Raw genomic sequence first — 13321 nt, forward strand, 5'->3', positions numbered from 1 at the left:
GCTTCTGTGAGCCAGCGGTAGCGATCGCCCTGGGTGGCCGGGGCCATGTAGGAGGCGGGACGCATGGTGCGTTGCCGACGGGCGCGCACGGTGACGGCCGAACCGGCTCGGCCGACGACCAGACGCTCGTCCTTCAGGAGCCTCAGCGCCTTCTGCACCGTCGCGTTCGAGGCGCCGAACCTCGCCGTGAGCTGAGCCGTCGACGGCACCCTGGCGCCCGGCGGGAGGTCTCCGTTCATGATCTCGTCGCGCAGATCGGCGGCGATCCGCTCGTGCAGCGAACGGCCGTCGAAGGGCTCGGTCTCGTCGTGGGGCATGGTCATCCGATCCTGACGTCGTAGCGCAGTCGCTGGAGCTGCGCGGACATGACGATTCTGTCTGCCTGGACGGGCCGGTCGTGCGTGTCGAACGTGATCCGGAGCAACTGGAGCACCGGCTGTAACAGTTCCGTTTCCAGGGCCGCGGCTTCCTCGGTGCTCGGCAGCCGTGCGGTGACGTCCTCGCGGGCCCGGACGCCGACGTACCCGAGCTCGGCGAGCAGCGTGACCGCCCCGCCCGGGATCTTCGCCGTCCCGGCGAGCCGGGTGCCGCCGGCGACGGGCAGCGGGTAGTAGGTGTCCGTCAGTTCGCACGGCCGCTCGTCCAGGTACATGATGCGCCGCCGCACGACGACGGCGGCGCCCTGTTCCACGCCCAGCGCCTCCGCGATCTCGGCAGGCGCGGTCACTTCCCCGGCATGCACGATGCGCTGGCTGCCCCTGCGGCCCTTGGCCGAGGTTTCGGTGCTCCAGGCGTCCTGCTGCCCCCTCTCACGTGGCGTCAGATACGGGGCTGACGTGCTGACCCATTCCACACTGCTCACGGCACCCTCCGGCGCGGTCGACGACGTCCTACCAACCTTGCTGCTTTACACGGTAAGTGATACTCCTCGGCTGACTCCCGCCTTGATGCATTTCGCGAATAGCTCTATGATTGTCGCCGTTGCGCGGCCCAATGAGCCGTGTGCGACCCCAAGCAACGAGGCGGTGGTCCACCATGCCCCTGAACCCTCCCCAGCGCGCCCGGCTCCTGCCGTGGTCAGGTCCCGAAGGCAAGGCCTGCTATGTCGTGGGCGACGGAACCGGCCCCGTGTCCCGCCTCGCCGACGAGGTGGCGGAGACGCAACTCGGGATGGCTGCCGAGTTACTCGGCCATGCGCGGGCGATGCTCGACGACCAGCGCGTGTCGAAGGGCGAGCTGCGCTTCCTCGGGGAGCGGCTGGCCGAGGCGCTGGGCGACGTACGACGGATTGCGGAGAGCCGGCGGACCGACCGTGCCCCCGGGCCGGAAGATCGGGACTGATCGACGAGGTCGCGGTCGCGGCCCGCTGACTTAGGGTGGGGGCGTCGGCCGTACGTACGACGCGTGGGGCGGTGGCCCCGTGCGCGCGGAAGACCGGCCGACGCCCTTGGTCATCGCGTACGGCAGGAGTCCGGCAGTGGCAGAGCGCAAGCCGATCGAGTCATGGCTCACCGACATGGACGGCGTCCTGATGCACGAAGGCGTCCCGGTCCCCGGGGCGGAGGCCTTCATCAAGCGGCTGCGCGAGTCGGGCAAGCCCTTCCTGGTGCTGACCAACAACTCCATCTACACCCCGCGTGACCTGCACGCCCGGCTGAGCCGGATCGGGCTGGACGTGCCGGTGGAGGCGATCTGGACGTCCGCACTGGCCACCGCGCAGTTCCTGGACGAGCAGCGGCCCGGCGGCACCGCACACGTCATCGGGGAGGCGGGCCTGACCACCGCCCTGCACGACATCGGCTACGTCCTGACCGACCACGCCCCCGATTACGTCGTTCTCGGAGAGACTCGAACGTACTCGTTCGAGGCGCTGACCAAGGCGATCCGGCTGATCGACGACGGGGCCCGGTTCATCGCGACCAACCCCGACGAGACCGGCCCGTCGCCCCAGGGGCCGCTGCCCGCGACCGGGTCGGTCGCCGCGCTGATCACCAAGGCCACCGGCGTCGAGCCGTACTTCGTGGGCAAGCCCAATCCGCTGATGATGCGGCACGGGCTGAACGCCATCGGCGCGCACTCCGAGACCTCCGCGATGATCGGCGACCGGATGGACACCGATGTGCTGGCCGGTCTGGAGGCGGGCATGGAGACGTTCCTGGTGCTCACCGGGTTGACCCGGCCCGAGGAGATCGAGCGGCACCCGTTCCGGCCCTCCCGGGTCGTGGACTCGATCGCGGACCTGATCGACCTGGTCTGAGCACCCGAACGGCCCATGCGGGGGCCGCACCGGGATGCGAGCCGGTGAGCGCGGGCGGACCTTCGGACGTATCGGAGGTTCACCATGCGCTCACCGCACCTGGCTCTCTGCGCCGCGGTCGTGGCCTGCGCGGTGACGACGGCGCCCGCGTACGGCACGGACGGTCGCGGCGCCGTGACCGGAACGGTCTTCGTCACCCCGGCCGCGGCCGAGCGCGTCACCGGCGACGTACGGATGCGTCCTGACGGCGCACCTCCCGACGGCGCACCCCCCGGCGCGTTCGCGTCCGCGGGAGAGGCGTCCTTCGGGGACGTGCCCGCCCCTCTCGATCCGGCGACCCATGCCGCCGGGCACCGCGAACTGAGCAGCACCTCCGCCGTCGGCCTGGTGCTCGTCGGCGGTGCCGTCCTGGTCGTCGCGGGACAGCTGCTGCGGCTCCGGCTGCGGCTGCGTCGTGAGCGCCAGGGTGAGGACGAGGAGGGCTAGGGGCCGGCCGATGGGGCATGGTCGGGTCCCAGGGCCTGTCCGATGGGTCAAGGCCCTGGGCACGCCGGCGGGCCCCGTAGCGGCCGCTGTTCGGCTTGTCCACAGGCCCGGGTCCGACGGCCGGCGGTGTGCCACGATGGATTGCGGCCGGTGGCCTCGCGCCGGCTGCGTTCCGTGCTCCGAGGGGGGAGTGGATGTACGGCAACCGACGGCGGGCGGCGGCGCTGGGTGTGCTGGTGCTGCTCGCGCTCGCCGGCTGTTCCTCGTCCGGCAGCGACGACGACCGGGTCCCGGGCAGACCGGCCCAGCGGCCCAAGTCCACCGTTCCGTACTGGGTCAACCCGGACAGCAGGGCGGCCCGCCAGGTGTCCGCCTACGGCAAGGAGGGCCGGGCCGCGGACGCCCGGCTGATCGACCGGATCGCCGCGCAGCCGGTCGCCGAGTGGATAGGGGTCGACGATCCGCAGGGCCAGGCCCGTGGCTTCACCGAGGCGGCGACCCGGGCCGGCCGCGAGGCGCTGCTGGTCCTCTACGACATCCCGCACCGCGACTGCGGCCGCTATTCACAGGGCGGCGCCGCGGACGGCAACGCCTACCGGGCCTGGCTGGACGGTGTGGTCAAGGGGATCGGCGACCGCGCCGCCACGGTCGTCCTGGAGCCCGACGCGCTGCCGCACCTCGTGGACAGATGCACCCCACCGCAGTTCCAGGAGGAGCGCTACGCCCTGCTGACGGAGGCGGTCGGCAAGCTCAAGGCGCTGCCGCACACCACGGTGTATCTGGACGCCGGCAATCCGCGCTGGATCAAGGACCCGGGCGCGATGGTCGAACCGCTCAAGCGGGCCGGCATCGACCGCGCCGACGGCTTCGCACTGAACATCTCCAACTACCAGACCACGGCGGAGAACGCGGCGTACGGCAAGCGGCTGTCGGCGATGGTCGGCGGCAAGCGCTTCGTCATCGACACCAGCCGGAACGGCAACGGGCCGGCGCCCGGTGGCGACGACCCGGAGAACTGGTGCAACCCGCCCGGCCGCGCCCTGGGCACCCCGCCGACCACCAGGACCGGCGACCCGCTGATAGCCGCCTACCTCTGGATCAAACGCCCCGGTGAATCCGACGGCACCTGCAAGGGCGGCCCGAAGGCGGGGGAGTGGTGGCCCTCGTACGCCCTGGGGCTGGCCCGCCGCGCCCAGTAGCCGACGGCGGCCGGCTGCGGCCGGCCGCCGTCGCCTCGGGGGTGCGACTACGGCGCTTCCGCTACCGGGACCTTCACCCACACCGCCTTCGACGGCGTGCCCTTGCCGTCCACCGCGGTGAGCATGTACCACCCGGGCGGCACCAGCGAGGGGTCCTTCGGCAGCGTGACCGTCACCCCGTTCCCGTCCTTGGCCACCGTGAAGTCCAGTGCCACCGACCGCTGTTCGACGTTGGTGACGTGCGTGAAGGAGCCGGGTCGGAGCAGCCGCATCTTCTTGATCGTGGCGGCGTGCGGGGCGCGGTAGGTGGCGGTGCCGCCCAGCGGGACGGTCCTGGGCGCCGTGTCCGTCAGCTCGGGCCGCGAGGACCGGAAGAGGTACGGCGGGGTGTAGAGGTCGATCTGCTGCTGGAAGATGCCGGGTCTGGTGTTGTCCTTGTCGGCGTAGAGGGAGTCCGAACCGAAGGTCATCACCCGGCCGTCCGGCAGCAGCAGCGCCCCGGAGTGGTAGTTGCGGCCGACGAGCGGATCGGCCACCTGCCGGGCGGTGTTGGTCACCGGGTCGTACAGCTCCGCCTTGAGGACGTTGGAGTCGCTGCGGCCCCGGTAGTCACCCGAGCCGTTGGTGGTCAGCACGGTGTCGTCCGGCATGATCACGCTGCTGGGGTAGCGGGCCTTGGCGTACAGCGGCGGCCCGTCCTTGAAGCGCGGCGCGCGGGCGTGCAGGTCCACGATCCGGGTGTGGTCCGTGGACCGGGGGTCCTCACCGACCCCGCCGCCGCCCAGCACCATGTACCGCTGGTCCTGCGCGGGCGGCAGCAGCACCGACATCGACGTCTCCAGGATCTGCGGATCGCTCATCCCCGGTACGACCTGGAACGTGTTCGACGTCAGGTCCCAGATGCCCGGCGTCCGGCCGACGTTGTCCGGGCCGTAGCCGGCGTTGGAGCCGGTGTAGAAGATCCGCCCCCGGTCGGTGAGGAAGAGCGCGGGGTAGGTCGGGAAGAAGCGCCGGTGCGGCAGGTAGGTCCACTTCTTCGTCGTCGGGTCGTAGACCTCCTGCTTGCCCGGGACGACCTGGCCTATCTCGTCCAGCCCGGAGACGGAGAGCACCTTGCCGTCCTGCAACGTGGTCAGCGTCGGGTACCAGCGGGCCTCGTTCATCGGGTCGACGGGGACGTAGCGCTCGGCCACCGGGTCGAACTCGAAGGAGTCCTTGATCCCCTGGAAGTCCTTCTTGTCGAAGGACAGCTTCTGTGCGATGCCGTAGAAGTTGTGGGCGTCCGCGCCGGTCAGACCGTGGATGCGGTAGTTGTCCTGGGCGCCCGTGGAGTGCGACGGGCCGTCCTTGAGCGCCTCGACGTAGACCCGGGCCTCGCTATGGGTCACGGTCACCGCGCCGGTCACCGGGTCCTTGGTCTTCTTCGCCCGCGGCACCACGATCGGGTCCTTGGAGGCGAAGGTCTTGCCGTTCTGCTTGCCGGTGAAGAGCGTGCCGGCCGGGAAGGTGCGCGGCCCGTCCGGGTTCTCGTTGTAGACGATCATGAGGCCGCCGGCCTTCTTCACATCGCCCTGGAGCTTCTCGTAGCGCTGGGTGCCACCGGCCACCAGCAGCTTCCCGTCCGGGAGTTGGGTGTGCCCGGAGCAGAAGAGGTCCTTGGGCGTGGGGATGTTCTTGAAGGTGTTCTTCTCGGGGTCCCACAGGACCGTGCGGAACGACTTGGCCCGGAAGTTCGCTGCGTTGTTGCCGGAGCCGGCGACCAGCAGCACCTTCCCGGTGTGCAGCAGGGCCGCGTGGATGGTGTTGATGCGGTACCTGTCGGGGACGTCGACGACGTCCCAGTGGCCGTTCGCCGCCTTGTACTCGGGCTTGTTGATCTCGTAGTCGTGGTACTGCTTCGAGGCGAAGCCGTAGAGGGCGGGACCGTTCATCCCGGCCAGTACGAGCACCACCCCGGTCGTTATGGCCACCCTGCGGGTGCGACGGCTCGGACGGTACATCATGACGGGCGTCCCCCAAGGGCGGTCTGAAGGCTCTGTTCGGACGTGGCGCCGGGATCGGCGGCCCGGCCGGCGGGCGCACCGGCGGCCTCACCACCGGGCGCACCGGCTCTCCGCTTCCGCTTCTCGGCCCGCACGCCCAGCCGCCACGCCACGATCGGTGCCACCGTGATCAGCAGCGCCAGCGACGCCCAGGTGATCATCGCCGGATGGCTGTGTCCCAGGACGAAGGAGGCGCCCAGCGAACCGCCGAAGACGAGGAGGAAGAAGAGGTGCACCCGGAAGGTGCCGAAGAGCGTGTCCGGGCTGGACGAGTCGCCCTTCGGCGTCACCACGAACCGGCTCTTGCGGCGCAGTACGGCATCGAACAGCGACCGTGCGTAGATCGGCGCGGAGAGCGCCGACATCACCATGCCGGCGACCCCACCGGACCCCTCGGGCTCGTGCGGCGAGACGTTGTGCCGCCGGTTCCACACGTACAGCCCGATCTGGAGCGCCGAGGCGTTGCCGTAGAGCATCATCCACACCGACGGATCGATCTGTACGCCGGAGGCGCCGAGGCCCAGGAACAGCGCGCAACTGAGCGCCGCCAGGATCCAGTTCAGCGCCGACATCGGATAGAAGATCACCATCATGGTGTAGTTGAAGAGCCGGCCCGGCGGCAGCGTGAACGGCGCCTTCCAGAACTGCTTGAGGATCGTCTCGTACGTCCCGCGCGACCAGCGCAGCTGCTGGGTGAAGAAGTCCGTCCAGGCCGTCGGCCCCTCGCCGACCGCGAGCACGTCCGGGGTGTAGACCGAGCGCCACTTCCTGCCGGTCGCCGGATTGCGGTGCCGGTGCATCTCGAACCCGGTCGCCATGTCCTCGGTGATCGAGTCGTACAGCCCGCCGATCTGCTTGAGCGCGCTGATCCGCACGGCGTTGGAGGTGCCGACGAACATCGGCGCGCCGTAGCGGTTGCCGGCCCGCTGGATCAGCGCGTGGAAGAGGAACTGCTGGGACTCGGCGGCCTTGGTGACGAAGGTGTCGTAGTTGCCGTACACCTGCGGGCCGATCACGAAGCCGACGTCCGGGTCGCGGAAGAAGCCCAGCATCCGCTCTAGGTAGTTGGGCAGCGGTACGTGGTCGGTGTCGACGGAGGCGAAGTAGTCGTAGGCGTCGCCGTGCGCCTGTAGCCAGGCGTTGTAGTTGCCGTGCTTGGTCTTGGCGCGATGTGGCCCCTTGGCCTGATTCCACTCCGGCACGCCCTTGCGGGTGAAGTGGTGCACGCCCAGCCGCCGGCAGACCTCCTTGACCTGGGGGTCGTCCCCCTCGTCCAGCAGCCAGACGTGCAGCAGTCCGCGGTGCCGGACCTTGACCGCCGCCTCCAGCGTCCTCGTCACCATGTCCAGCGGCTCCTTGCCGGGCACGAACGAGGTGAGGAAGGCGACCCGGGTGCCGCTCTCGGGTATGACCGGGACCGGGTCGCGGGCGACGAGCGTGGCGTGCGCGTTGGACAGCACGTTCATGCAGCGGAAGAACTCGATCAGTCCGATCGAGACCAGCATGACGGTGTCCAGCGCCGGCAGGAACGGGTAGGCGGGGTAGTCGCGTTGGGTCCAGTGCGACGGTTGCAGCAGCCAGGCGAGCAGCCCCAGCGAGAGCAGCGGGGCGGCCCCCAGCAGCAGCGCCGCCCGGATGCGGTGCGGTTCGTCCGCGAGCAGCGAGCGGTAGCGGACCGTGTAGGGCCGGTCCGGATCGGGCTGGGTGAGCGGTCCGGCCAGCCGGCTGTAGTGCTCGTAGTCGAAGCGCGGCAGCGGTTTGCGCGTGATCCGCCGTTGCCAGTGCTCGCGCGGTATGCGCAGGCGCGTGGTGGCGGACGGATCGAACGAACGCTCCGGCCGGGCGTCGTCAGGCGGCGACGTCATGAGTCCATCCCCCCGCACGCAGCACGGGCTGCGTGCCGTTGCTGATGTCCCGAACCCGGTCCCCCTCGACCGACTCGGGCTCTGTGGTGTCGGCCGCCTACACCGTCGGACGGTGACGGCCGTCTTCCGGTTGCGCATTTTCTGAACGCTCCGCGATCCTGCCAAGCCGCGGACTCCCCGCGTCCACATCACGCCAACCGAAGTATCCCCTTGCCCTCTATTGAGCTGAACCCAGCCTCTTTTCAGCCGAGTTACCAGGTCAGGTTCCCGAACCCACCCCATGATCGCAAGGCGCTACCAGGGTGGATACGGACAAGAGCGTGCAATGCGGGACGGTGTATGGCGCAGCGCGCATCACTTGGGTCCGATGTCGTCGGCAACTGGCCGTCTTCCGACGGTATTTGCCGCTATGGCCGAAGTGGCTACGGAGGCCGGTGCACATCTTCGGCCTGGGCGCCGGCGTTCCGGACCGCGACGGCCGCCCGGGTGGCTGCCTGCGACGGCTGCCCAGGGCGGCTGCCCGGGGCGGCGGAATCCATGGAGCGGTCACCGGAGGGGGAGGGGGAGGGGAGGGGAGGGGAGCGCTCGCCGGACGGGGCGAGCGGGGCCGGGCCGGCCGACCCTCGGTGCCGGCCTCCACGGCCCGGCTCCCCGGACATGACTGAGGCCCCTCGCTCGGCGAGGGGCCTCAGTGTGACGTGCGCCGCCAGGGACTCGAACCCCGGACCCGCTGATTAAGAGTCAGCTGCTCTAACCAACTGAGCTAGCGGCGCGCGCTGACCTGAAGAACTTTACACGACATCGGGAGGTGCTCCCTACCCACGACCGGGCCGCCCACGCCCTCGGGTCGTGTGATCCGCGCCACTCGCCGCCGCCCGTCCGTACCCCTATACCGCACCGCGCCCGCTCTCCCCACGGGGCGAAAGTCCCTTGATCTCGGGACCTTCGCCTACCGGGCCGCCCGAAATGCTCTGTGAAGATCGAGTTCAGCGCGTCCCGGGCCGTAGATCACCAGTTGCCCCGTCAACATGCGATATCTCCTGCTGATTGAGAGGCTGAGGCGAATCCCGAGGTGAGGGAACGCAACGCAGGAGAAACGCATGAGGAACGGGTGAGGAGGGGTCCACGACCATGGCGTCCGTCACTCATCCTCCGCCTCCTGCAACCCCACCCTCCACAGCAACGTCTGCCAGGACGCGCGCCCCGGACCGGGTCCCCGGGACTCGCCCCTCCGACGGAAAGGTTGATCGTCGTGGTGTCGACAGCCAAGCGCACCCTTGAGATGCAGCTCCTCCTCGGGCCGGACGAAGCGGTTCCGGTGGCCGGTCGGTTCGGCTATCGCAGTGACCGCCCGTACGAGGTCGAGGTCGCCTTCATCAGCCGCGGCCACACGGTCGCGACCTGGCTGTTCGCCCGCGACCTGCTGCTGGCCGGGCTGTCCGTCGAGGCGGGGAAGGGCGACGTCCGGGTGTGGCCGGTCCGCCGACCGGACGCGGCGCGCCGTGTCCACATCGAGCTCGCCACGGACGACAGCGTCTGCGAGCTCTCCGTGGGCGCGACGGAGCTGACCGCCTGGCTGGAGCAGACCGCGGCGATCGTCGCACCCGGCGAGGAGGGCCGCTACCTCGACATGGACACCCACCTTGCCCGGCTGTTGGCGGGAAAGTGCTGATGGGGGGCACGACGATGATGAGTACGGCTGTGAACGGAGCTGTCGTGGCACCGGCGGACGGGGGTCCGGCCGGGATCGGCCACGGCATACCGGCGGCCCGGCGCGGCACGGAGCCGTCCGGGGCGGCCGGGGACTGCCCCGAAGCGGCGGTGGCCGGCGCGCCCGCACCGCACGACCCCTGCGCACACGGCTTCCTGCCCGAACGGCCACCCGTCCGCTCCATGATCGGAACCTGGACCCGGCTGGACGCCATGGCGCGGGCCGCCGCGGTCGCGCCGGACCGCGAGGCGGCCGTCGCGCTGGTCGAACGGGCCCGCCACGCCGAGGAGTTGTCCGCCCTGCGGCAGCGGGTATCCCGGCTCTCCACGCGCAATGCGGAGGCCGCCGCGATGCGCATCGCCGTGATCGCGGTGTCCTGCGGCTGGAGCGGGCTCGACCCGCAGGCGCCGGCCGCACGCGAGGTGGCCGACGAGGCGTTCCTCGACCTGTGGGCGGCCATCGCGCACCGCATCGACCATGACCAGTTCGTCGCCCTGCCCACCCTCGCGCTGCACAACTGGGCCCCGGAGCGCAAACCGCGCCGCCACATCCCCATCGACCAGCTGGCCCGCACCGAAGCCCTGGTGCCGATCGTCCGCTGGGCGCCGGAGGGGCAGCCGCTCAGCCGGCTGGACCGGCTGATGCTGGCCGCGACCCGCCTGGAGGCGCACGGCATCTGGCTCTTCCGGCTCGCCGAAACCCTCGCCGGCCGCGCGCCGGACGACTCCTCCACCCCGACCGCGCTCCGCCGCCTGGTCCGCGTCCATCACGCCCTGCGCGCCCAACTGCACGCCGAGGCTGCGGAGTTGGCGGCCGCGCCGGCGACCGCGCAGCAGCGCGCGGTGCTCGCCGCACTGGTCGAGCAGGGCGCCCTGGAGCCGCCGGTGCTCCAGGCGGCCGACGCGGTGCTGGGCGTCGGCGGCCGCCGGATGGGCGAGGGGCGGCGCCAGCAGGTGCGCCGCCACCTCCCGGCGCAGCACCGCGCCTGGCTCAGCGCCATGGACCGGCACTGTGCGCCGGTGCGCACCCTCGCCCACCGCGGCGGCCCCGACGCCGCGGTCTACCGCGAGGCCCAGGAGTCCTTGATCGCCCTCCGCCGCACGTACACGGCCCTGGTGCAGGCCGCCGCCCGCCCCCCGGAAGCCGCGCTGACCCAAGCCGCCTGACGTCGACCCTCCCCACCCCGGCCGCGGCCCGGCCCCCTCCTGGCCGCGGCCGTTCATTGGTATGGACATGCCCGGCGCCGCTGATTAGTCTGCCTCGTGGTCTAGACCGCACATCGCCTCTCTCGGCTCACGGAACTCCCCCACGTTCTCCAGGAGCGAAGCATGCGCAAAAAGATCAGCGCCGTCGTGGTCGGCCTCGGTGTCATCGGCGTCTCCCTGCTCTCGACGGGCAGTGCCGCCGGCCACGGGTACAGCGACGCACCCCCCAGCCGGCAGGCGCTCTGCGCCAACGGCACCGTCAAGGACTGCGGCGCGATTCAGTACGAACCGCAGAGCGTCGAGGCCCCCAAGGGCTTCCCGGCCTCCGGGCCCGCGGACGGCAAGATCTGTTCCGGCGGCCATGACGCCTTCGCCGAGCTGGACGATCCGCGCGGCGGCAACTGGCCGGCCACCAAGCTCTCCCCGGGGCAGGGCTACACCTTCACCTGGCGGCTCACCGCACGGCACGCCACCACGGACTTCGAGTACTTCATCACCAAGGACGGCTACGACCCCGGCAAGCCGCTCACCCGCGCCGACCTCGAACCCGAACCGTTCATGACGGTCCCGATGGGCGGCGCGCGTCCCGGCGAGACCGTCCAGCACCAGGGCACCGTCCCCACCCAGAAGTCCGGCCACCACATCATCCTCGGCGTCTGGAACATCGCCGACACCGGCAACGCCTTCTACGCCTGCTCGGACGTCGACCTCTCCTGACGCTCCCTGGCGTACGCCTGCCCTGTCAATCTGACGTTGCGTCAGTTACGCTGCGGCGGCATGACGGCCGAGGGCGCAAGGGGCGGGGGCGGCGCGGGTACCGTCGCCGAGCTGGTGCAGGCGCAGTGGGGTGATCACCGGGTCGGCGTGAAGTTCGGCCAACTGACCTTCACCCACCACGAGATGGCCGGTGCGGCGGCGGCCCGCGCCGCGCTGCTGCGGGAGCTGTTGCCGCGGGGCGCGGAGCCGCACGTCGGGGTGCTGCTGGACAACGTGCCGGAGTACCCGCTGTGGCTGAGTGCGGCGGCGCTCGCCGGGGCCGCGGTGGCCGGGATCAACCCCACCCGGCGCGGACCGGAACTGGTCCGCGACCTCACCCACACCGACTGCGCGCTGCTCGTCACCGAACGCGCCCACCTACCGCTGCTGGCCGGCCTGGACCTCCCCCTCCCGCCCGACCGGGTCCTGGTCGTCGACGAACCGCCCTACCGGGAGCTGCTCGCGCCGTACGAGGGGGCGGCACCCGAGGAGATCACCGCCGTCACCGGTGGCGCCCGCACCCCGACGCCGGCCTCCCGGATGCTGCTCTGCTTCACCTCCGGCTCCACGGGCGCACCCAAGGCCGCCCTGTGCAGCCAGGGCCGGCTGGCCGCCGCCGGCCACGCGCTGGTCGGCTACTTCGGGGTGCGGCGGGACGACGTCCACTACCTCTGCATGCCGATGTTCCACGGCAACGCCGTGATCGCCGGCTGGGCCCCGGCGCTGGCCGGCGGTGCGGCCATCGCGCTGCGCCGCCGCTTCTCGGCTTCCGCCTTCCTCCCCGACGTGCGCCGCCACGGGGCCACGTACTTCACCTACGTCGGCCGGGCCGTGCAGTACCTGCTGGCCACCCCGCCGGCCCCCGATGACCGGGACCATCGGCTGCGCACCGGGTTCGGCACCGAGGCGGGCGCGGTGGACGCCGCACGCTTCGCCGAGCGGTTCGGCGTCCGGCTGATCGAGGGGTACGGCTCCTCCGAGGGCGGCGCCGCGATCCAGCGCACACCGGACACCCCGCGCGGCGCCGTCGGGCGGCCCGCGCCGGGCGACGACCTGGCCGTCGTGGACCCCGAGACCGGTGCCGAGCTGCCGCGCGCCCGGTTCGACCCGGCCGGGCGGCTGCTGAACGGGCGGGAGGCCATCGGGGAGCTGGTCAACCGCGGCCGCAGCTCCTTCGAGGGGTACTGGCGCAACCCCGAGGCGACCGCCGCGCGCACCCGCGGCCGGGCCGCGGGCGGGGCCGGTGCGGGGTGGTACTGGACCGGTGACCTCTTCTTCCGGGACGCCGAGGGCTTCTTCCACTTCGCCGGGCGCACCGACGACCGGCTACGCGTCGACAGCGAGAACCTGGCCGCCGCCATGATCGAGAACATCCTCGCCCGGTACCCCCCGGCCGCCGGCGTCGCCGTCTACGCCGTGCCCGACCCCGTCGCCGGGGACCAGGTGATGGCGGCCCTGGCGCTCCGCGACGGCGCCGGCTTCGACCCGGACGACTTCACGGCCTTCCTCGCCGCCCAGCCCGACCTCGGCACGAAGATGGCGCCCCGGTTCGTCCGGACGGTGCCGGCCCTGCCGGTGACGGCCACGAACAAGGTGCACCGCGTGGCGCTGCGGCGGGCCGGGTTCCGCTGTCCCGGGCCGGTGTGGTGGACCCCGATCGGGGCGACGACCCCGCCCGGGACCGGGTACCGCCGGTTCACCGACGAGGACCGGGCCGCCCTCCTGGCGCTCTACCGGGAGCACGACCGGGACCACGTCCTGGACCGCTGACCGCACGGGGAAACGACGAAGTGGGCGTTC

The 13321-nt window shown here is 71.5% G+C and carries 12 protein-coding genes and 1 tRNA gene; 8 read left to right on the forward strand and 5 right to left on the reverse strand.

Going from position 1 to position 13321, the window contains the following annotated elements:
* The coding region (locus AB0C96_RS18120; protein WP_362918551.1) for a winged helix-turn-helix domain-containing protein at nt 1-323 on the reverse strand (323 nt) is incomplete at its 3' end.
* Nucleotides 320-862, reverse strand: coding sequence for a UTRA domain-containing protein (locus AB0C96_RS18125; RefSeq protein ID WP_362918553.1), 543 nt, complete (start codon nt 860-862; stop codon nt 320-322). The genes AB0C96_RS18120 and AB0C96_RS18125, both read right to left, overlap by 4 nt.
* Before the next feature lie 173 nt (nt 863-1035).
* On the opposite strand from AB0C96_RS18125, the gene AB0C96_RS18130 reads away from it, so the two are divergent.
* The 4 genes from AB0C96_RS18130 (at nt 1036) to AB0C96_RS18145 (ending at nt 3942) form a co-directional block, all read left to right on the forward strand.
* Nucleotides 1036-1341 (forward strand): hypothetical protein, encoded by a 306-nt coding sequence (locus AB0C96_RS18130; protein WP_362918555.1) that lies wholly within the window; start codon nt 1036-1038, stop codon nt 1339-1341.
* 136 nt (nt 1342-1477) lie between these two features.
* Nucleotides 1478-2257 carry an HAD-IIA family hydrolase gene (locus AB0C96_RS18135; protein WP_362918557.1) on the forward strand — a complete coding sequence of 260 codons (780 nt, stop codon included), beginning with the start codon at nt 1478-1480 and terminating at the stop codon, nt 2255-2257.
* Nucleotides 2258-2341: 84 nt separating this feature from the next.
* Complete coding sequence (locus tag AB0C96_RS18140; protein WP_362918559.1) at nt 2342-2743, forward strand: hypothetical protein; 402 nt, start codon at nt 2342-2344, stop codon at nt 2741-2743.
* 194 nt (nt 2744-2937) lie between these two features.
* Nucleotides 2938-3942: a glycoside hydrolase family 6 protein gene (locus AB0C96_RS18145; protein WP_362918561.1), complete on the forward strand. Its 1005-nt coding sequence runs from the start codon at nt 2938-2940 to the stop codon at nt 3940-3942.
* Nucleotides 3943-3989: 47 nt separating this feature from the next.
* Here the strand turns inward: AB0C96_RS18145 and AB0C96_RS18150 are convergent, their stop codons facing one another.
* The 3 genes from AB0C96_RS18150 to AB0C96_RS18160 all read right to left on the reverse strand — a co-directional run bounded on the left by AB0C96_RS18150 (nt 3990) and on the right by AB0C96_RS18160 (nt 8622).
* Nucleotides 3990-5945, reverse strand: a complete 1956-nt coding sequence (locus AB0C96_RS18150; RefSeq protein ID WP_362918563.1) for a kelch motif-containing protein — start codon at nt 5943-5945, stop codon at nt 3990-3992.
* Nucleotides 5942-7849 (reverse strand): cellulose synthase catalytic subunit, encoded by a 1908-nt coding sequence (locus AB0C96_RS18155; RefSeq protein WP_362918565.1) that lies wholly within the window; start codon nt 7847-7849, stop codon nt 5942-5944. The genes AB0C96_RS18150 and AB0C96_RS18155 overlap by 4 nt, the downstream gene beginning before the upstream one ends.
* Before the next feature lie 699 nt (nt 7850-8548).
* Nucleotides 8549-8622 (reverse strand) — tRNA-Lys (locus AB0C96_RS18160).
* A gap of 479 nt (nt 8623-9101) precedes the next feature.
* Here AB0C96_RS18160 and AB0C96_RS18165 point away from each other — a divergent pair.
* From AB0C96_RS18165 to AB0C96_RS18180, 4 genes are all read left to right on the forward strand, one after another.
* Nucleotides 9102-9521 carry an SsgA family sporulation/cell division regulator gene (locus AB0C96_RS18165; protein ID WP_362918567.1) on the forward strand — a complete coding sequence of 140 codons (420 nt, stop codon included), beginning with the start codon at nt 9102-9104 and terminating at the stop codon, nt 9519-9521.
* A 29-nt stretch (nt 9522-9550) separates the two neighbouring features.
* Nucleotides 9551-10726 (forward strand): hypothetical protein, encoded by a 1176-nt coding sequence (locus AB0C96_RS18170; protein ID WP_362918569.1) that lies wholly within the window; start codon nt 9551-9553, stop codon nt 10724-10726.
* Nucleotides 10727-10888: 162 nt separating this feature from the next.
* Nucleotides 10889-11482 carry a lytic polysaccharide monooxygenase auxiliary activity family 9 protein gene (locus AB0C96_RS18175; RefSeq protein WP_362918571.1) on the forward strand — a complete coding sequence of 198 codons (594 nt, stop codon included), beginning with the start codon at nt 10889-10891 and terminating at the stop codon, nt 11480-11482.
* Nucleotides 11483-11542: 60 nt separating this feature from the next.
* Nucleotides 11543-13291, forward strand: coding sequence for an AMP-binding protein (locus AB0C96_RS18180; protein ID WP_362918573.1), 1749 nt, complete (start codon nt 11543-11545; stop codon nt 13289-13291).
* Nucleotides 13292-13321: the final 30 nt, after the last annotated feature.

It is taken from the genome of Streptomyces sp. NPDC048506, from assembly GCF_040651315.1.
In the GTDB taxonomy this organism is placed as follows: domain Bacteria; phylum Actinomycetota; class Actinomycetes; order Streptomycetales; family Streptomycetaceae; genus Streptomyces.

What these genes read in the sequence shown, in the direction of transcription:
- AB0C96_RS18130 (WP_362918555.1), top strand. Translation starts at nt 1,036, where the DNA reads ATGCCCCTGAACCCTCCCCAGCGCGCCCGGCTCCTGCCGTGGTCAGGT.
- AB0C96_RS18140 (WP_362918559.1), top strand. Translation starts at nt 2,342, where the DNA reads ATGCGCTCACCGCACCTGGCTCTCTGCGCCGCGGTCGTGGCCTGCGCG.
- AB0C96_RS18145 (WP_362918561.1), top strand. Translation starts at nt 2,938, where the DNA reads ATGTACGGCAACCGACGGCGGGCGGCGGCGCTGGGTGTGCTGGTGCTG.
- AB0C96_RS18150 (WP_362918563.1), bottom strand. Translation starts at nt 5,945, where the DNA reads ATGATGTACCGTCCGAGCCGTCGCACCCGCAGGGTGGCCATAACGACC.
- AB0C96_RS18155 (WP_362918565.1), bottom strand. Translation starts at nt 7,849, where the DNA reads ATGACGTCGCCGCCTGACGACGCCCGGCCGGAGCGTTCGTTCGATCCG.
- AB0C96_RS18175 (WP_362918571.1), top strand. Translation starts at nt 10,889, where the DNA reads ATGCGCAAAAAGATCAGCGCCGTCGTGGTCGGCCTCGGTGTCATCGGC.
- AB0C96_RS18180 (WP_362918573.1), top strand. Translation starts at nt 11,543, where the DNA reads ATGACGGCCGAGGGCGCAAGGGGCGGGGGCGGCGCGGGTACCGTCGCC.